Origin of the sequence: Xenorhabdus griffiniae (assembly GCF_001028135.1) — a bacterium.
Lineage (GTDB): Bacteria > Pseudomonadota > Gammaproteobacteria > Enterobacterales > Enterobacteriaceae > Xenorhabdus > Xenorhabdus bakwenae.
Genome location: NZ_LDNM01000005.1, coordinates 89,996 through 109,520 on the forward strand (window position 1 = coordinate 89,996; position 19,525 = coordinate 109,520).

The following is a 19,525-nucleotide window of genomic DNA, read 5'->3' on the forward strand; positions in this document are numbered from 1 at the left end:
CCATGAAAAGGAAAAAAAATGACAACAAATAAGAGAATAAGACATGAAGTCCTAATTTTTCGTGAATCGCTTCAAACAGTCGTTAGCCTTTTAGCAGCAAAGAAAATCAAAGTAGTAGATTTTGGCTCACAAGCGTATTGCGCATATAACAAAAAGACCGGCGAACTTGAATACATCAATATCCCGTCAATTCCAGACACAGCCTCTGATACATTGCTTAATGTCATACGTGGGTTTATAGACCATGAAGTTGCACACGTCTTGTTTACTGACCAGAAAATTTCAGCCTTTTTTTCAGATAAAAAGGCGCACTATGTTTGGAACGTCATCGAAGACACATACATTGAGCGGAAAATGTCCTCAATGTTTCAGGGAAGTCGTCAAAATTTACTTAAGACGCAGAAACATATAATTGAAAATTATTTTTTCCCTAAAATAGATGGTTACATTCATAGTTACTCAGAAAATACTCGCACTCTGTTTCTGGAAGTATTTTTGATGCCAATTTCACGAGCACTCTGCGGCCATACACCATTTATGGACTTTATGGAGCCATATTGGGATATGTTTGAAAGTGAGCTAGCCGTGCTTGATTCAATCAATTATAAAATCCGCATAAACCGTATCACTAAATCAGAGGGTTCGGCTAAGTTAGCTGCCGATTTGTTACGCGCATTCCGCCTTGATGAAGAAAAGATAGAAAAAGAAAAATGTGAAAAACCGTCTAAAACCGAAAAAGGAACAACGCCAAGTAAAGAACTAGAATCAACTGAAAGGGTGAAAGACGAAAAAAGCACCAAAAAAGAACCCGATTTTCCCGACAAAAAAGACACGTATTCAGATACTGATAAAAAATCAGAAAATAATGAAATACCAAAAAACGATGATAAAACCAAAGAATCGAAGAGTGATCATAATAATGAGCTAAGGAAGCCAGAACTAGAGGGAAGTGGTGAATCTGAGTCCAAAAAACTTGATCGGGAGTCAATTGGTAATTCAGGTTTAGGCGATGACTCTGATAAATCAGATAGTGATTTAGGTTCAATCAGTTCAGAGGAATCGGAGAAATTGACGGCAGAAGATATAGCCGAATTAGAATCAGATGATGCCCCGAAGTCTACAAGCGTAGAAGATGCAGCCAACGAAATGATCTCTGATGAGATTAAATCCGTCCATTCAGATGCTTATTTGCCGTTCACCCGCGTTAATGATTTCATGGGATTGTTGGAGAATGCATCAGAGTTTATCAGGAATGGAACAAAGCGTGTTGGTGGAGCTGTTTGGGCTGATAGTTCACATAGTTATTATGAAGTTAACGAAAAATTGGGACTGAGTAGTTTCAAAAAATTTATTGGGCCACAGCTCACTAACAAATCGCAAACCCTATCGAAAGATTTAGAACGAGCAATTGCCAGCAAAAACCGAGTACAAAAGGTCAATGGATTACGTAAAGGCAAAATTAACTCGTCAAGTTTATGGAAGATTGCGCTGCCTACTATCAATGATGACAGAGTATTTTCTAAAAAATACGACCATAAAGCAGTTAACGCAGCCGTTCAGCTTGTTATTGATCTATCCGGTTCTATGGGCGGAAAACGCATTATGCTCGCAACTGCTGCTGCCTACGCTTTATCTGATGCCTTAGATAAAATTAAAGTACCAAACATAATCACTGGCTTTACAACTGTTGGTTTAATGCGTGGCAGTGATATCAGTTGCAACCGTTATGAGCCTTTGTTTCTACCAATGCTAAAAAACTGGAACGAAAAAGTTAATTCCAGTACCGCAATGGCTAGATTAGGAGCATGTATTAATCACATTCCGTTATGTAATAATGTGGACGGGGAAAGCATTCTTGCCCTGTCGCGCCACCATGCAGGTAGAACTGAGGATAAGCAAATTATGCTTGTCCTTTCTGATGGCGCTCCTTGTGCTAAAGGTCATGGTTTTAGCAAGCATTTAGTTGAATCTGCTGATTATTTGATAAATAAGGCCAAAATTGATTTGCTGGCTGTTGGTATACAGACAAGTGATCCAGCAAGATTTTACAAGCACCATACTAAGGTTAATTCAGTGGATGATTTGCCGAAAACAGTGATTACAGCAATCCGCAACGCGCTACTAGGGAATGTTATAGCCCTTTAAATACGTAAAAAATTAATACTGTGCTCCCATAATATATTTATAGGTTTTCTATAAAATTCACATAAATTAGCAGGTATTAACTTACTTACATAATATTTTTATGTAAGATATAACTATAAGTTAAAACGATAACAGCAATGCAGATTAAGGTTACAAGAAAATGTCAAAAGAAGCTGACGAAAAGAAGATTGCAGCTATTCACTGCGCACTTTGCGGGAAACCAGATGTAATGATGAAGCGGCACTTCATTCCTAAAGATGGTGAGTATCTGTGCTCTAAGCATCCGACCTATGAGGACAATACACCTATGAGTCCAGACGATGCCTTAGCAGAATACAAGCGTCTCTATCCTAACATGCAGACGATCTCACCTAGCGCATTGGACGCATGGCGTAAAAAGCAGGAGAAAAAGCTATCAGAAGAAAGCACAAAGGTAACAATGTCCACTACAGCGGATATCTCTGACACAAAAACAACCACAATTCACGGTCATGTTGGTATGACAGAATACCGTACTGAACGAGTAGCAGTAAATGAAGTGCTTGGGCTTCCAACTGGACACCTGTGCAATGCACTAGGCAAGCCAATTGTTACTGAGGTTTTTATTAATCGACCATTCCCAGAATTTGTGCCGGAAGTAAAAGAATCATACGTATTCAATGATATTGAATTAATTAAAGATACATTGATGATGTTTACTACCGGAATGCCGGGTTATCTGTGGGGACACTCAGGGACTGGCAAATCGTCCTTGCCAACGCAAATGGCTGCTCGTTTAGGTCGGCCACTGATCCGCTCCCAGCACACGGCATCCACAGAAGAATCACACATTACAGGACAGATACTTGCCAAAGATGGTCGTACTTATTTTGAACCGGGACTTCTGACCTTAGCAATGAAGCATGGCTTTATCTATCTGGCCGACGAATACGATTTTGCTTATCCGCAAATTCTCTCTTTGTATCAGCCGGTACTGGAGGGAGAACCTTTGATCCTGAAAGAAGCAACACCGGAATGGCGAAAGACGACTCGCCATAAACATTTTGCCTTTGTTGCCACCGGAAACACAAACGGCTCTGGTGATGAAACTGGACTTTATCAGGGTACAAACCAGCAAAACGCAGCTAACTACTCACGTTTTGCGCTGGTATCAAAAGTGGAATACATGCCGGAAGCACAAGAAACCGCAATTCTAGTTTCACATGGTATACCTGAACAAATGGCTAAGAATCTGGTCAAGTTTGCTAAACGCTGCCGTGATGCATATGAAGCTCACGAAGTCTCCCAACCAATTGGCCCTCGTGAATTGCTGAATGCAGGCATTGTCGGTGTAATGCGTAACGACCCCGTACTCGGATTACAAAAATCCTATATCAACAAATTGCCTTCTGCCTCTGCTGTAGCAACTGGCGAGTTTGCGCAACGGATATTTGGTAAGGCCGCGTGATAGGTTGTTTTGGCTCTATCACTACAGCCTCAGAAAAGTCGTCGCTTTGTTGTGCTTGTACACATAAAGAGACGTGCCATACAGAGGCGCAGAAACGAATGATCTCTATCTTTGGCAAATTTGAAGGCTTCCCTATGGACGCAGGGAAGAAAAAAGGTAAAAAGAATGCAGGCTCTCCTTGCTAGAACCGACTTTTCATTAGGTGAATCCACCATTAAGGCATCGAAAGCAGTCGAAATTGCAAAGCTAAAAGGCTACAAAGCAATTATTTCCTCTGACACGATGAATATATCCGCTGTTATCCCAATGCAACTGGCAGCTTCTGACGAACTCTCAGTAGTATTGGGAAGCCGACTATGTATCGTTGATAACCCTCTTCTTGAATCAGAGAACAAAGCACGTAAAGAGGTTGGTGAAGAGCTACTTCCGGTTGTGCGCGATTTTAGCTATTCATTTATTGCTATGGTTAAAAATGAAGCCGGTTTTTCTGATCTTTGCTCGTTAATCAGCCTCGGATATGAACGCAAACAATTTTACAAAACACCACGGCTGGATATTGAGCAAGTAATCGATATATACCAAAGAGGCAATATCGTTTTAATGACTTCCGACTTTGACAGCGTATTTCGCCGTCGTGATTACATAGCGATTATGGAAAAGTTGGCATTTGTAAACCGTGATGATCTGTATGCTGCCATATATCCTATGGCTTCACCTTTCTTTGACCAGATTAATATTAAATCTTCTCTTGCTGCCGATACTCTTTCACTGAAAAAGATAGCCTTTTACCCTGCGTATTACGAAATGCCCGAAGATGCAGATCTGAAAGATGTCGCATATCAAGTATGCAACAACGTCAAATCAGATCAAATACACCGCATGAGAATCCCTTATGTGCGTGACAATGCGATTAACGATCGTGTACATCTACTCAAGAGTCTTCAAGAGTTCAGTGCGCGAACATCAACACCTGTCACATCGGCAATGGTTTCCACCATGCAAGATGAGCTAATAGAAAAATGCAAATGGCGCTGGCACAAGATGGATGTTGTTTTACCTAAAATGTCAGACGATGAAACTGCAACATTGAAAACAATGGCGGCGACTGGACTTAAAGCCAAGCTGACAGGGAAATCATTTGGCTATACGCCACCATCAACACAATGGCAGGTCTATATTGATCGTTTGAAGTACGAGTTAGAGGTGTTAAGTCGTTTAGGATTTTGCGGTTACTTCCTGCTGGTTTCAGATCTTATGCAACACGCACTAAAAACCAAAATACCAGTAGGCGCTGGGCGTGGTTCTGTAGGGGGTTCTCTTGTTGCATGGTGCATAGGCATCACTGATGTAGACCCCATCCGTCATGGTCTACTTTTTGAACGTTTCATTAACCCTGAGCGTCTGGATTTACCCGATGCCGATTTGGACTTTTCTCAAGCCAAACGTCACCTTGCTATTCAGTATCTTTATGATAAATACGGTCAGGACTACGTTGCCGGTATTGTTAACTATTCATATTTAGGAGCTGCATCGGCAATCCGTGATTCAGCAAGGATTTTCAACGTCCCGACAAGTGATCTTTCCGTTTCAAAAGAAGTGGGTTGGGCTGCTAAAGAAGGTGATAACCTCCCACTCGAAGAACTCCGTGTCGAGTTGGCATCACTAGACAGATACGCAAATAAATATCCACAAGCCTTTTCCGCAGCCTGTAAGTTAAAAAGCATGATGCGAAGCTATGGTCGTCACGCTGCCGGGATGATTGTTTCCAGTGTACCAATCCGTGAGCGGGCTGTGATAGAACTTCGTGGGGATGAGCGAGTCATCAACTGGGATAAGCGCCATTGTGAAGACATGGGATTAATCAAATTAGACGTGTTAGGGCTGGCTACGCTCGATTTACTGCAATTGGCAGTTGATTATATAGATGAGCGTTATGGCTCCGGTACAGTGAAGTTAAATGAGGTGTCACTTGATGATCCTAAAGTCATGGCAAACTTTGCTGATGGACGTACTAAAGGTGTTTTCCAGCTTGAATCTGCCCCAATGCGTAAGTTACTTAAAGATTTAGGCGGTGGTCTTGATCCCATTTCATTTGAAACGGTTGTTGCTACAACAGCGTTATTCCGACCCGGCCCGATTCAATCAGGCATGTTAGATACGTTTGTTGGAGTCTCTAAAGGCTTCCATGAACCAAGTTCACTTCACCCGAAACTTGATGAGCTAACCAAAGAAACAAACAGCGTTATTCTCTACCAAGAACAAACCATGAAAACAGTGCAAATACTCGGTGGTTTTACACTTGCCGAGGCTGATGGTGTCCGTAAAGCTATCGGCAAGAAAGATACTGCAAAAATGGCTTCGATGGGTACTCTATTCAAAGCACAAGCTGGAGCTGGTTGGGTTGATGTGTTATTTGAGGATGGAGTAATCAAAACGGTACATCGCGCAGAACATTTTAAATGCGGAGATACTAATTTAACGGTGGAAGATGCTCTGAGAACCGGTATTGAACTTCTTGTTGAAGACAAGTTAGTTAACTCTATTATTTCGGGATCAGAGCAACCGGGTTTATCCGAAGAAAAAGCAAATGAAGTTTGGGAAGCACTAGAAAAGAACGGATCGTACCAATTCAATAAATCTCATGCCGTGGCCTATACCCTGATTAGCTACCAATCTATGTGGCTGAAAACTTATTATCCGGCTGAGTTTTTTGCTGCTGCATTGACAATACTAGGGGAAGATAAGCATCAAGATCTCGTCAATGATGCATTGGATTACGGCATTGTCATTATGCCACCTGATATCAATATCTCCAGTCAACGAATGGAAATTAGAGACATTGACGGTCACCCTTCTTTATTTTCTCCATTTAGCTCGATTAAAGGCTGTTCATCGGCAGGTAGCATTGCGATTGTCAATGCCAGAGATAAGGTCGGTGGCAAATTTGAAAGCAAGGCTCAGTTTGTGGAAGCGGTCAACAAGCGTTCCTGTAACGCTCGTGTCATTGAGGCTTTGGATTCAGTCGGGGCTTTTGCGACGATAGAACCCGATCAACCATCAGCAACAGATGTGTCACGCCGGAAAAGTCAGGCTGAAATGATGGGTAATCTCATTGTCGAAGCTGTAAAAACTTCCCGTGAATTTGTGATGAATGAAAAGGTTAATGCCAATATCAATCTATTGATGAATCGCATAGCCAGTGAAACAGGACTAAAAGACGGTATTGTCCGTCCACGTACCGGTCGCAAGCCCCAATTCATGATCATCCTTGATGGTGCAAGCAAAAGTGATACAACAAACGGCTATTTTATGGAGTCCGGCTATAACGAATTTAAGTCTATTTTGACAAATACAGGCTTCCTAATGGGAGATATTTACATCACTGGTGTACTTAAAAAACCTAAAGATGAAGGAATGAAAACATATTCCAAAGAGGATATTTCTACATTTACCGAGTACATGAAAGCCGAGCTGGAAATAGCAAAACCTACCTATGTCTTAACCTGTGGCAGTTTGGCGGCTTCGCTATTCAACAACAAATCAAAACCATCAAATCTTATTGGCAGGAAAGAATACTTTTCAGGAATGGATGCTACCGTGTTTTATGCATTCAATCCTAATATTCTCTACTTCCGACCAGAAGAAGACGAAAAGCTGATAAAAATCATTTCAGAAATGGCAAACGCGATCAACGAAAGTTAACACTACTGCCGTCCAGTTATGGTTTAACACCTTCCTAGATGGCTTAGTATTCCAATGCAACTCATTAAAAGCTAAACAAAATGGAAATGAAAAAAACACAGCCAATTATCACAGATCAAATCCGCGAAAAAGCTAAATCAATGGTACTAACTTCACCTTACGGAAGATTCATCAGTGTTACGACCACGTTAGAAATCGTCATAGAGTTGGCAAAAAAAGAAAAGATGCGTGTTAATCGCCGCCTTCGTGACGTAACTAAAGGGATGATCGGTAAATATGAGCTGGACGAACTCAACCGACTACTCAAAGAAATCGCATTCAGTAACAATACAGAAAAGGCATTTCAGAATCTTGTTAGTTATCGTAATAGATTCCTATCTTCGGCTGAGGAACGTATAGCATTAATGAATGAGTTCATTGGGGGTGACTTGGACGATTTAATTGAACAAGGTGTTCCACGCGAAGAATTGACCCAAAAGGTTCGGTTATTCAGGCAACAAGAAGCGGAAAGACAAAAGGCAGCGTAATGGAAAAAATCGCCCAATAGCTTATCCGGTACTCGAACAAATCTTTGCGTCATATAGGATTATTAACACATAATTTCCACTCCTTTAAATGGGTATTTAAATACCTATTAATAAGTTATTATTTATATGAAAGAGCCTAATCAACGTATTAAAGAAACTATCATTGACCAGATAGAGCAAGACCTTAAAACCGATCTAAACGACCTAGATGCAGTCTGGACGACACAGCCCCTTTTAATGATGAAATACGCAGCTAAACAGGCTGGCGCCGAGCGTATCTGTTTAGAGGAAAAACAGCGTATCGAGGGACTTGAAGCTGCTATTTATAACGTTGTCAGGTCAGTACGTAGCATGAACGGCACAAAGAGTTCCGAATCAGCTATAGATGCAATGGTAAGCCAGATAGAACGCCATTATTCCGGTGAGGAAACCGAACTAAATCTCAACACGTCTTTTATAGAAGAATTGCCAGAAAAGGTTATTGCGATCGCTCATGCTCTCGCCTCTGCCCGACACAATTATAACCACAATAAAGAATTAGCAGATCTCTTTAAAGCCGCCATAGAAGCTTTTCGTCATCGTCGAGACATGATTGTCCAAGCTTCAAAGAAAGCCACGTTAGATTACGAGTACCTGAATGCCGGAATATTTACTGGAAAGAAATGAACCCCCCTTAAAAAACAGCTTTTATGTATGTATTTACTGATCTATTATTTAATCATAAAAATGAGTAAGAAAGAGCATCAATCAACTTACTAAATTAATTCACAGCCTAAACGCACAAATCAATAAACAAATTAAGGAAATCGGTATGTCTACATTGTTAGAGCTTATCAAAGGGAAACGTAAAGAACTGGCATCAAAACGCGCAAGCCGTGGCATCGATACCGCAAAATTACAAAGTGGAGTCCAGTATCTCCGTATTTTCCCTAATGTAGAAAATCCAAACTCAATCTTTTATCAGCCATTCGGTATGCACTTTGTTAAAACCAAAGAGGCTGGTAAAGATAAAACTGTCGCGTCTGTCTGTAAGACTGCGACATACGGTGAACCATGTGAATTATGCGAAGCTGTTATGGAGGCAAAAGCAATCCATAAAGGCAACTCTAGCATGGAAGATTTGATCTCAGAAATCCGATCAAGCCAGCGTTATATCGTCAATGGCGCATTAACGACAACACCAAATATCAATCTGGCCGAAAAAACTCAATTGGTTGAACTGCCTCAAACCGTGTTTGAAGACGTTCTTAAATCCATTGAAGAAGATATGTCCGATGAAATTGGTGAACCTCTGGATATCGAAAAAGGCTATTGCTTTAAAATCGAACGTACCGGTGCTGGTCGTGATACTAAGTACACAGTGTCACCATCACGTAAAGAGGGCAAAACTACCGTTCCAGCTAAATTTATTTCTTCCGTACATAATCTCGAAAACTTCGCTAACGGTCTGAATGATGCAAATAAACTGGCTATCGCTGGTAAAGCAATCGGAGCATTGACTGGAGTTTCAGTTGCTATTAGTTCAACTATGGCTCTACCCGCCACTGGTGCAACAGATACTGCATTACCGGGTTTTTCAAGTTCTGCTACTAGCAATGTGACTAAAGAAGCTGCTCAGGAAGCTGTAGCCGCTGAATTTAAAGGCGCTTCTAGTGTATCAACCGTTACAGAAACACCGGCTGCTCAAGTTGCTCCTGCATCATCCGAAGCATTAGGCGGTGATGAGCTGGCTGACATGATGGCACAGTTAGAAGGTCTGTAATTGTAACTTTGGTTGTGAACAAGGGCGCATTCGTGCGCCCTTGCCATTAGGGGAAAATGATGAACCTTTTATTAGTTGATGCACACAGTCAAGGCTACTATCACCAGCAATCAGCAGCGACATTGAAAGTTAGCGATATGGAAGTGCAAGCTATCTTCAATACGCTGCGATCTGTTAAACGTATCGCCTCTATCAAAAAAGCCCGTGTCATTGTCCTTTGGGATGGAAATCCGCTAAAGCGTACAGCCTTATTCCCGAAATACAAAACACGCGAGCCAAATCCTGATATGGAGGCAATGAAAGAGAAATTTAAGCAACAACGACCTCTCATTCAAGAAGCCTTTTCATATTTAGGCGTTGAACAACTCGTTGCAGAAGATGGTGAAGCCGACGATTTAGCTAGTCTTCTAGTTAACACTGAAAAACACAAATATGATCACATTTATCTCCTGACTGGGGATGGAGACTGGAAACAATTGGTTGATGAAAATGTGTCTTATATCAATCAGCGTGACGACAATATTCTACGCCTTGAGAAATTCTTTGAAGATACCGGTTATCACACCCCATTAGCCTTCGTTCAAGGGAAAGCTCTTCATGGTGATAACTCAGACACCATACCGGGAGTTGGCGGAATTGGTGAGAAAGGTGCAAAAGAGTTTATGGCTGAATATGGATCTGTAGCTGAAATTCGTCGCATCGTCCTAGCTGGCAAAGAACTTATGAAGAACCGTGCTCGTAAATCGTTTGAGAAGCTATCACGCAACGAATTTAACGAAAAGCAGGGTCTTGGCATGATGGATATCTTCAAACGCAACCTCAAGCTAATGATGCTACGTGGCTGCCCATTAAAACCAGACACTATCAAACAAATCCCGACAGATTACAATCCTGAAAAATTACGGCAGTTACTGCTCAAGTTAAATTTCCAATCCATTCTGGAAGACTTGGACGTGTTTCTTGTCCCATTTGAACGGTATGGACTGAAAGGAAAGAATTTATGATCACTTCACTCATAACCAAAGATCTGAAAATCACCCCAACCGAATTAGCAAAGGAAATTATCAACCTGTACGGTCGTGATGGATTAGGCCGTGTTCGCTCCATTTTGGCAAATAGAGAAATTAGTGTAACCGAACGTGAAATTGAAATTGTGTACGGTCACTGTCTGACTATTTATAACCGTGTCTGTAAACATTTAAGCCAGACTATCATTGAAATTGACGTATTAAAAACCGTTTACCCGTTGGAGAAAATGTAAACATGACAAAGAACGACGCATTAAAAAAATTCTTTAAAAACACCGTCAAATCTAACGCTAAGCAGCAACACGTCAATGTATGGCTGAATACAGGTTTACCTCATCTAAATAAAGCTATTTCAGGTAAATACAGCGGCGGTTTTCCATGTGGTCGCATCATTGAGATATTTGGTTGGGAATCCAGCGGCAAAACCTATATAGCAACTCAAGCCATGAAATCCGCCCAACAAGCAGGTGGGGTTGCTATTTTTATGGATCATGAAAAAAGCTTTGACTCTTTGTTAGGAGAGAAATGCGGTCTTAATGTAGGAAATGACGGGGATTGGATTTACCAACAGCCGGAAACGTTTGAGGAATCGATTGAATACGCAGCCTCAATCGTCAAAGCAATGCGTGATAGCAAGGCTATTAAGCCAGAAGCACCTATTGTTCTTGTGTTCGATTCACTGGCATCAATGGTTCCGAATCAGATTTTCCAGAAGTTCGAAAACAAGGCTTCTGGTAAAGGAAAAGATAAAGATAATCTGAACATGAACGACAATACAGCATTAGCTCGTTGCACATCTTCACACTTCCCTGCTCTCGCACAATGGGCGAGTAAATACAACGTGTGCATGATCTTTTTGAACCAATGTCGCTTAGATTTAGGTGTCACTTTTGGTGATAATACAAAAGCACCGGGCGGTAAGGCTCCGGGCTTTTACGCATCCGTCCGCATTCAGTTATCCAAAGCTCAAATCAAAGAGGGAGCGGAACGTATTGGTGACGTTGTAACGGCAAAAGTCATTAAAAATAAAGTAGCCCCACCTTTTAAAACCGCATCGTGGAGCTTCTATTACGATACCGATATTGGTATCGATTCAACCGAGTCTTTAGTTGAGCACATGCTGAATATCGGTTATCTGCAAAAGAATGCATCCGGTCGTATTCTCTTGGGTGAAAAAGCCTATTCACGTAAAGAAGTTGTCGAAAACTTCAAGAAGATCCCTACAGAGAAAATCATTGAGCTGCTTGAAAAGTGGCATACTGACAATGCAGAGATTGCAGATGCCGCAATGGATGGTGGTGAGTTGGAAGATAACGAGGAAGAATAATACATATCAACGAGGGTGCTATGCGCCCTTCCTACTTCCCATTCTATATTTTTATCAACTAGATACAAATTAATTATTTTTAATAATTAGAAAAATCAAAAAATAACTAATTAAGTAAACAATATAAATATCTTACGGTTAGTGTTTTCTAATTGAGTTATATTGCAATTATCCTCTATAGAGGATATTATAAATTTATCCGTTATAACAGATATTACAAAATTATCCCCTACAGAGGATAATTGTTTTTTTATCCTTTAGAGGGGATATTTATGAAGATCACAACACCTAAAACACTCGCTGCGGCAATTCGAGATAAACGCAAAAAAATGAAGTTCACTCAAAAGAATGCCGCTGAACTTGTAGGAATGAAGCAGAGTACAGTATCTGCTTTCGAGAATGATCCAGAAAAATGCAAACTAGAAACATTATTCAAATTGTTATCTGCACTAGAACTACAACTAGTTATTACTGAGCGCAATCCAGATAAGGATACAAACAATGGTTGGACTGAGGAGTGGTGATAAATGAAAAGCCAACACTTAACTGTTGCAATGAACGGTACAGAAGTGGGTATCTTATCCCGTGATACCGGTGGAGCGATGTCTTTTCAGTACAAAAAATCATGGATTGAAACCAGTGGTTCGCGGGCCATATCGCTCTCCTTACCTTTGAACTCTCATAAATATATCGGACGTGAAGTATTCAATTTTTTCAGCAACTTATTACCTGATTCAAATATTATACTTGCACGTATGCAGGCAAAATTTAAAATAGCTACTTCCCATCCGTTTGACCTGTTGGCTAGTGTTGGACGCGATTGCATTGGAGCAATTCAGCTTTATCCAGAAGATTCAAAAATTCCTCCCGTAAGAGAAATACATGCAGAACCGCTTAGTGAAGGAGATATAGTTCAGTTACTTGATGATTATAGAACAGCTCCTTTAGGCATGAATACTGATACTGATTTCAGAATTTCCCTAGCTGGTGCACAAGAAAAAACAGCCTTGTTATGGCATCAGGAACGCTGGCAACGCCCTATCGGTAGTACACCAACCAGCCATATTTTTAAACTTCCAATAGGAAGAATAGAACAAAATAATATAGACCTAAGTGAAAGCTGCGAAAACGAATGGTTATGTTTGAAAATTGCCAAAGAATTTGGTTTTCCAGTAGCAGATGCTGAGTTAGCAACATTTGGTAATAAAAACGTATTAATAGTACGGCGTTTCGACCGACGATGGTCTAATGACGGTTCTTGGCTAATGCGTCTACCACAGGAAGATATGTGTCAGGCTTTAGGGGTATCTTCCGCACAAAAATATGAGTCTGATGGAGGGCCGAGTATTTCAGATATAATGAAATTACTTATTAGTTCTCGACAATCAACACTGGATAGAGAAACATTTTTTCGTACTCAAATTCTATTTTGGCTATTGGCTGCGATTGATGGTCATGCTAAGAATTTTAGTCTCTTTATTGAATCAGGGTCATCTTTTACCATGACTCCTTTGTACGATATCATATCAGCCTACCCTCTGTTTCATCCTAGAGGAATTCCACAACAGAAAGCTAAAATGGCGATGGCACTACAAGGAAAAAACCGTCAATACCATTGGGCAAAAATCCTACCGCGTCATTTTCTGAATACTGCTGATCATGTTGGTATTTCTCCAGAGCTAGCAAAAAAATTCTTAACAGAGATAGGGCAACAAACACCTGACGTTATCCAGAAAGTTTCGGCGCAACTACCTGATAATTTCCCTACACACATCAGTGATGCCATATTTAAAGGAATTGAAAAACAGGCAATTAAGCTCCTCAAAGCAATACTAGGATAGCTCACATAACTTACCTATTCATCATATCAATGACCTTAGCAATAAGCTTGAACAGCATATCTAGTTAATTTTAAAGGCACTTTATTGAGTGCCTTTTCCATTTTGGAAAAATACTATCAGCAATCAAACAATGGCATTATCTTAATGATTAAAATTAGATAATGTGATTATTTTTATATTTACTCTTATAAAAAAATCACTATGATATGTATTAAAATACATACATAAAAATATTATGAATCACACCATCATTATACTGATCATGCTTTACATCGGCGGAGCTGGTTTAATGCTCGAATCTCTGTTACGGCGTAACATCCGCCACCCATTTTTAAAATGCTGGTTATGGATGTTCATCTGTTGGCCTCACATCAAATCAGGGATAACTAAATTGATAACCTCATCAACTGCGAGTTAAGGCAAGTGACGATTTCACCAAGTTAACCTTGCGGGATATTACTGAACAACGGAAAAACAAATATAATGTATAGCTATTAGCTACACGGATGCTATAATGACTGTATATACATTTGCTACACAGGTGATTTATGAGAACACAGCCGAAAGAAACTCCGATTAACATACGGGCAAAAGCTTTCCAGCGGGAGCTTATTGACCATGCAGCAAACCTGCACTCAAAGACCCGAACAGATTTCATTTTGGATGCTGCCTGCCGTGCAGCCGAAGAGGTCATACTTGATCAGCGCCACTTTTTCGTTGACGAGGAGAAATATCAAGCATTCATGCAGATGTTAGAGAAACCACTTTCTGAGAATGAGGGCTTTAAAAAACTGATGGAGTATAAAGCACCGTGGGAATAAGCACCCCTGAAATATTAACGGCTGAACATAATGTAAATGGTTTTTATTGCCAGCATGAAACATTAAACGAATGGCTTTCTCGCCGAGCGTTAAAAAATAATAAGCTGGGCGCGAGCCGCACATTTGTTATTTGCAAGGAAGATACAAAAGACGTTATCGGTTATTATTGTTTAAGTGCTGGCTCAATTAATCATATTGAATCTACACCATCACTTAAACGCAATATGCCAGATCCTATCCCTGTGGTGCTTCTCGGTCGTTTGGCTATCGATGTGGAATATCAGGGGAAGAAGCTTGGTGCATTGCTTCTTCAGGATGTTTGGAAACGTGTCGCTAGCACAGCAGAGCATGTGGGCATTTCAGCTATAATCGTCCACGCACTTGATGAGAGCGCACGTACATTTTATATGCGTCTTGGCTTCGCACAGTCACCGTTGGAGCCATACACGCTGATGCTCCCATTAAGCAAACAGAAGTAACTATTTATGCAGCTACATAAACAGGTCTAAGTGAGTGTCTGGAATTCGACCGGCGCTGTTTGAATCAAAGCTGGTGGCATCGCGCCCGAACTGGGTATTTAACTGATCACGAATTTTGGTTTTTGCATCTGAAATAATGACGCTTTTGATAGCAACCCCTATGTTGTTGTGAATGAATACCCGCTTCTCATCCGTGAGTAACGGGTATTCGACTACTTTGTTAATCCGTTAACGTAATTTTATTAACCCTTTTTAAAGCCGGGCTTACCATTTTTGGCTCGCCATTCTTTAACTGTTTTCAAAATGCCTGCCGGAGAGTCATCCTCACCATCATTAGGATGATAGATCAGGCCATTCCCACGAGGATGCTCCGATAATTTAACGAAATGTCTAACCCATGATTTGTGTTCTTCCTCACTGGAAGCCTCTACATTACAAATCACCTGTAACAACTTTAAAAACTCAGCTTCGGTGTAATCACTGATACTGTTTTTCTGTTCCATGTTTATTTTCCTCTGTGAATATCAATATGGCGCTTAGGCGTTGTAACGCGAATATTATCAATATCATAAACACCACCACCTTCACTGATTGGCTTAACGTGATGAAGTTCAAATGTTTCTCGTCCACCGACTTGTTCTTCTGGAATAGGGTAAGGCGCATAGCCTTTCTCTAATTCACCGGCATCCGATTTTGTGATTGCGGATAAAGGTTACGATAGCAGTGCTTTCAGCGAGTTCGTTGAAAAACAAGGTTCGACAACGGTCATTCCTTATCGGAAAAATAGCCGAAAATCTGATAAAAGTATTGATGATGTTTTATATCGTTATCGACATTTGGTCGAAAATGCGTTTGCCCGAATAAAACATTTTCGAGCTATTGCAACAAGATACGATAAATTAGCAAGAAATTACGCCAGTATGTTAGCACTGGCATTTGTCATTATATGGCTGCCAATGTGGGCAGAATAAATAATGATGAACACAAAACGTCAACAGCCCCTAGCATCAAATTAGCCCTTAGTCAGTTACGTGATGAACTAGACATGTCACAAGCGGAACTGGCTGCCATTATAGGTGTTCAACAACCTTCTATTGCTCGAATGGAAAATGCTGATCATGATCCATTACTTTCGACGCTCAAGTAGCTACATATAGTGGTCATTCATTTATAGTGCGTAGTACCATCTATTTAATAACAGAAAAAACCCGCACATAAGGCGGGATTTTCTAATTTTGCAAAGAGGATATTTTGAGTTACGAGTGTTTCGCTAGTTCACGCCTAGCTAATTCGGCAAAGAATCCGCTACGGCTGTGGTATTCACGATGTGAGTTTACATAGTCATCAATTCTTACCAACAGAAATTGTGGTAGTGTGATGTTTAATTTAGTCGTTTTACCTTCGTATTTAGTTAGATCTATATCGACATAAGCCCAGATTCCACCTTGACAATCGTCATCATTCAGGTGCTCAGCTACAGTTTTTGCCTCTACAGGGGTGTTACCATTCTCACTCATATATTCAAAGTAAGTATCTAAAGCATTTGTAGCATCAGAAATTGCATCGTCTATAGTATCACCAGCGAAGTAACAACCAATTACGTCTGGAACGAAGCCGGAAAATGAACCGTCATCAGCCTGATGTAAATATATTGGGTATCTCATAGTTACCTCATTTTAAGTCAGGATAAGCGACCATAAACGGCCGCTTAACTTCATTGTTATTTCAGTTTTGCTTGTTTTAGTAATTTGTTTAGCGTTCCTACCGCAATATCTTTACGCGGTGAGGAATTACTAACGGCAAGGGTTCTCCTGATTTCTCGAAAACATGGTGAGATCCATTGATCCTAACTAATGTCCAGCCGTTCGCTTTAATTTTCTTAATTAAATCATCGCTACTCATTTTTCTCCTCATTTGCAAAAATCAGAGTAATTTTACTTCATTTAATACCCACAGTCAATACCAATACCCACTATCAACACCTCCTGATAATTATTAAGGAAATACACCACCCAACATCACAGTAATGAGCAATGTAGTGCAAAAACTATGGACGTTATTTATAAGAAACATGACTACTATAAAGAGTGATTTACTTCTTCCTATAGTGGTCTAGTGAATACTATAAGAGAACACAAAAAGTTACGCCGTCACTATTAATTGAATTGGTATCCTTACAGAAGGAATTTAGCAGACTGCTTTAATGCATTTCTTCACAAATAAATTTACCAACTGATTGTTAAATTTATTATAAAAACTAAAGCACGTAGCATAAAAATACAGTATATATATTATACTCACTTACCTGTGAGCCTCTTGCACATTAAAGTCCATTACTAGGTAGAATCATATAATTAGGAGGTTACGTTGGTATTTTGTACAGCTTGTGGAAAGGAAATCGCGGAAAATGATAATTTTTGCTCAACATGCGGTAAAACGAGAGGAAGCACCTCTATCGTCTTTGGTGATAATAGTTTTAATGCCCTTAACTCCGAGATAAAAGATAATGTTATCCATGTAGGTGACAGTTATACAAATTCGAATAACATCGACCCTTCTACTCTAAATATCCAGCGTTCTTTCGTAAAACTTCCTTGGTCAAAAGAAGGTAAACTGGCAAAACGTTCAACTTTTTTAAAGCTAGGTACTTGGGGAAGTCTTGCTAGTATAGCTGGAATTTTCTTACCATTCCTTACAGGAAACTACTATTTACACTCAATCGCGCTCATAGCTTTAGTATTCTCTCTACCTATTTTGCTTATGGGGTTACTCATTAACCGAGTTAAGTTCCAACATCTTCTCGGTCTGCAAAATCTGGAAATTGGTTTAAAAGAAAACATTTACTTAACTAAAATAACTTGTGATTGCCCGTGGTGTAGATCTGAAATGAAACTGCGTATGATAGGCTCTAAAGAACATCGACAGCATCTGCTAATATGCGCTAGAAATCCATCGCAGCATAGAATTATCTTCGACCCTACTGTTTTGCCAAATATAGAAGAATAATTCTAATACCCTAATCCAAACCCAAGTAACATAAAAAAGACCACTATGAAGAGTTAACTTCTCACTATAGTGGTCGTTAGATGTTTACTTTCTATAACGTCTTAATCCAGATATTACTTTGATTTTCTTATTTTTTCTAGTAACTCCAACTCTTCCCTAGTCAATTCGGCAAGGATAGTATCATCACTTCCTTTAGAGGCTTTACTATCTTTAGTGGTCTTTCGTTTCCTAACTGTCTTGATAGTTTTGGTTTTTTTTAGTTTAGGTGTTCGCTCGTGGATCATAAAGTAAACGGAATTGCCCTTTTTGGTTTCAGTAAAATCCAAGTAACCTATTTCACGCAGTTGCTCCATACCTCGGCGGACAGTGGCATTTTGAGTGTTAACACGAGACTTCAAATTTAACCGTGCTCTAAGCCTTGCCATTGAGACAGGAGCAGGATTCGGAGGAAGACTTTCAATGAAAGTATAAAGTGCCTGTGCGCTCTCTTTACGAGATAATTCATTGATAGCTCTGAGTTGCAAGAGAACCTTGTGATCGAATTGGTACAATTCAAAAATTTTTGGATCAGCCTGCAACGTAACTGTATCTTTCTCCATGTCGTAATAGGCTGATTGAACAAGATGGGTATGGTACGCCTTTGTGTCATTGGTAAACGAAAGTGTTGTTGAGACAATGCGCCGCAAAGATTCATCGAGTCGTTCACGTAACCGTTTTGAAGAACGGGACGATGGAATACCACACAACTTGATAAAATCAACAAACTTTAACGTAACCTTGTCACCAATGACTTTGTGCTTGGCAAAAGAATGGATCACGCCTACCCACGTCTTGAAATCATTATCCATATCAAGACGTTCTCCAGTTATCTTAATATTCGTATAACCCTCAGATTTGGCAAGCGATAACTGTTTCAATTCATCGGTTGCATCCATTGAAGTCATTAGATTACGTTTACTGCGATTAGTCGATTTAAGGGTTGGTACAAACAATCCGAGACGCATCAAAGCCACTGGCTGAACTGTATTGTTCGTGTTCGGCATTAATGTGACTAATCCGCCTGTTTCTTTTCGTACCTCTGAAAAGGCTTGAATCAATCCCCCGTTAATTAAGGTATTTTCAGGCAAAACAGTTCCCCTTCAATTGAATTGATTAGACTCGTTTACTCATCATAGTAGTCTATTATTAACGCGATGCTCGACTTTTATGATGAGTTGAAATGACATAGCCGCTCCTTTATAACTTTAAGTCGTCAAAAATAGAGAAATAAAGGAACAAAAGGCTATGTCACAACAAGATTTTATCATTTGGGTGTTTTGTTGGGTAGATGACAATTTAACGCAGTTACAGCAAGGCACACGATTCAGAAGCCGAGGGCTTCCACCTAAATTGAGTGATGCGGAAGTCATCACGATGGAAGTGATTGGTGAATTCTTAGGA

At 40.1% G+C, this 19,525-nt stretch carries 17 protein-coding genes and 5 pseudogenes; 17 read left to right on the forward strand and 5 right to left on the reverse strand.

What is annotated here, in order from left to right; genetic code table 11:
* The first annotated feature begins 18 nt into the window (after positions 1 to 18).
* From AAY47_RS19875 to AAY47_RS01955, 13 genes are all read left to right on the forward strand, one after another.
* Complete coding sequence (locus AAY47_RS19875; RefSeq protein WP_053014190.1) at positions 19 to 2,145, forward strand: cobaltochelatase CobT-related protein; 2,127 nt, start codon at positions 19 to 21, stop codon at positions 2,143 to 2,145.
* Between the two features lie 229 nt (positions 2,146 to 2,374).
* Entirely contained in the window at positions 2,375 to 3,592 is a 1,218-nt protein-coding gene (locus AAY47_RS01900) for an AAA family ATPase (protein WP_152669746.1), read from the forward strand.
* Positions 3,593 to 3,757: 165 nt separating this feature from the next.
* Positions 3,758 to 7,294 (forward strand): DNA polymerase III subunit alpha, encoded by a 3,537-nt coding sequence (dnaE, locus tag AAY47_RS01905; RefSeq protein WP_047766548.1) that lies wholly within the window; start codon positions 3,758 to 3,760, stop codon positions 7,292 to 7,294.
* Between the two features lie 80 nt (positions 7,295 to 7,374).
* The gene (locus AAY47_RS01910; RefSeq protein WP_047766549.1) at positions 7,375 to 7,821 is read left to right on the forward strand and encodes a hypothetical protein; all 447 of its coding nucleotides are present in this window, start codon (positions 7,375 to 7,377) and stop codon (positions 7,819 to 7,821) included.
* 126 nt (positions 7,822 to 7,947) lie between these two features.
* Positions 7,948 to 8,487: a hypothetical protein gene (locus AAY47_RS01915; RefSeq protein ID WP_047766550.1), complete on the forward strand. Its 540-nt coding sequence runs from the start codon at positions 7,948 to 7,950 to the stop codon at positions 8,485 to 8,487.
* A 145-nt stretch (positions 8,488 to 8,632) separates the two neighbouring features.
* Positions 8,633 to 9,583: a hypothetical protein gene (locus AAY47_RS01920; protein ID WP_047766551.1), complete on the forward strand. Its 951-nt coding sequence runs from the start codon at positions 8,633 to 8,635 to the stop codon at positions 9,581 to 9,583.
* Positions 9,584 to 9,639: 56 nt separating this feature from the next.
* Positions 9,640 to 10,587 (forward strand): 5'-3' exonuclease H3TH domain-containing protein, encoded by a 948-nt coding sequence (locus AAY47_RS01925; protein ID WP_235428269.1) that lies wholly within the window; start codon positions 9,640 to 9,642, stop codon positions 10,585 to 10,587.
* A complete protein-coding gene (locus tag AAY47_RS01930) occupies positions 10,584 to 10,844 on the forward strand; it encodes a hypothetical protein (protein WP_047766553.1) in 261 nt (86 codons plus the stop codon). Before AAY47_RS01925 ends, AAY47_RS01930 begins: the two co-directional genes overlap by 4 nt.
* 2 nt (positions 10,845 to 10,846) lie before the next feature.
* The gene (locus AAY47_RS01935; RefSeq protein WP_072059719.1) at positions 10,847 to 11,938 is read left to right on the forward strand and encodes a recombinase RecA; all 1,092 of its coding nucleotides are present in this window, start codon (positions 10,847 to 10,849) and stop codon (positions 11,936 to 11,938) included.
* Positions 11,939 to 12,210: 272 nt separating this feature from the next.
* Positions 12,211 to 12,462, forward strand: a complete 252-nt coding sequence (locus tag AAY47_RS01940) for a helix-turn-helix domain-containing protein (protein WP_047766554.1) — start codon at positions 12,211 to 12,213, stop codon at positions 12,460 to 12,462.
* 3 nt (positions 12,463 to 12,465) lie between these two features.
* Positions 12,466 to 13,779: a type II toxin-antitoxin system HipA family toxin gene (locus AAY47_RS01945; RefSeq protein WP_047766555.1), complete on the forward strand. Its 1,314-nt coding sequence runs from the start codon at positions 12,466 to 12,468 to the stop codon at positions 13,777 to 13,779.
* Between the two features lie 548 nt (positions 13,780 to 14,327).
* Positions 14,328 to 14,600 (forward strand): DUF1778 domain-containing protein, encoded by a 273-nt coding sequence (locus AAY47_RS01950; protein ID WP_047766556.1) that lies wholly within the window; start codon positions 14,328 to 14,330, stop codon positions 14,598 to 14,600.
* Positions 14,591 to 15,079 carry a GNAT family N-acetyltransferase gene (locus AAY47_RS01955; RefSeq protein ID WP_047766557.1) on the forward strand — a complete coding sequence of 163 codons (489 nt, stop codon included), beginning with the start codon at positions 14,591 to 14,593 and terminating at the stop codon, positions 15,077 to 15,079. The genes AAY47_RS01950 and AAY47_RS01955 overlap by 10 nt, the downstream gene beginning before the upstream one ends.
* A 242-nt stretch (positions 15,080 to 15,321) precedes the next feature.
* Here AAY47_RS01955 and AAY47_RS01960 read toward each other — a convergent pair whose 3' ends face one another.
* Positions 15,322 to 15,582 (reverse strand): bacteriocin immunity protein, encoded by a 261-nt coding sequence (locus tag AAY47_RS01960; RefSeq protein WP_047766468.1) that lies wholly within the window; start codon positions 15,580 to 15,582, stop codon positions 15,322 to 15,324.
* Between the two features lie 2 nt (positions 15,583 to 15,584).
* A pseudogene (locus AAY47_RS23125) lies at positions 15,585 to 15,746 on the reverse strand (HNH endonuclease signature motif containing protein); the annotation flags it as partial.
* A gap of 10 nt (positions 15,747 to 15,756) precedes the next feature.
* Between AAY47_RS23125 and AAY47_RS01970 the strand changes: the two are divergent.
* Both AAY47_RS01970 and AAY47_RS01975 read left to right on the forward strand, forming a co-directional pair.
* A pseudogene (locus AAY47_RS01970) lies at positions 15,757 to 16,050 on the forward strand (IS5 family transposase); the annotation flags it as partial.
* 41 nt (positions 16,051 to 16,091) lie between these two features.
* A pseudogene (locus tag AAY47_RS01975) lies at positions 16,092 to 16,223 on the forward strand (helix-turn-helix domain-containing protein); the annotation flags it as partial.
* Between the two features lie 112 nt (positions 16,224 to 16,335).
* On the opposite strand, the gene AAY47_RS01980 reads toward AAY47_RS01975, so the two are convergent.
* Together AAY47_RS01980 and AAY47_RS20270 are read right to left on the reverse strand one after the other, a co-directional pair.
* Positions 16,336 to 16,743, reverse strand: a complete 408-nt coding sequence (locus AAY47_RS01980; protein WP_047766559.1) for a type II toxin-antitoxin system HicB family antitoxin — start codon at positions 16,741 to 16,743, stop codon at positions 16,336 to 16,338.
* Positions 16,744 to 16,840: 97 nt separating this feature from the next.
* Complete coding sequence (locus AAY47_RS20270) at positions 16,841 to 16,993, reverse strand: type II toxin-antitoxin system HicA family toxin (protein WP_327213527.1); 153 nt, start codon at positions 16,991 to 16,993, stop codon at positions 16,841 to 16,843.
* Positions 16,994 to 17,446: 453 nt separating this feature from the next.
* Between AAY47_RS20270 and AAY47_RS01985 the strand changes: the two genes are divergently transcribed.
* Positions 17,447 to 18,085, forward strand: coding sequence for a zinc ribbon domain-containing protein (locus AAY47_RS01985; protein ID WP_047766560.1), 639 nt, complete (start codon positions 17,447 to 17,449; stop codon positions 18,083 to 18,085).
* Positions 18,086 to 18,338: 253 nt separating this feature from the next.
* Here the strand turns inward: AAY47_RS01985 and AAY47_RS01990 are convergent.
* Positions 18,339 to 19,212: pseudogene (locus AAY47_RS01990) on the reverse strand (RepB family plasmid replication initiator protein); the annotation flags it as partial.
* A gap of 157 nt (positions 19,213 to 19,369) precedes the next feature.
* On the opposite strand from AAY47_RS01990, the pseudogene AAY47_RS23245 reads away from it, so the two are divergent.
* Positions 19,370 to 19,525: pseudogene (locus AAY47_RS23245) on the forward strand (IS982 family transposase); the annotation flags it as partial.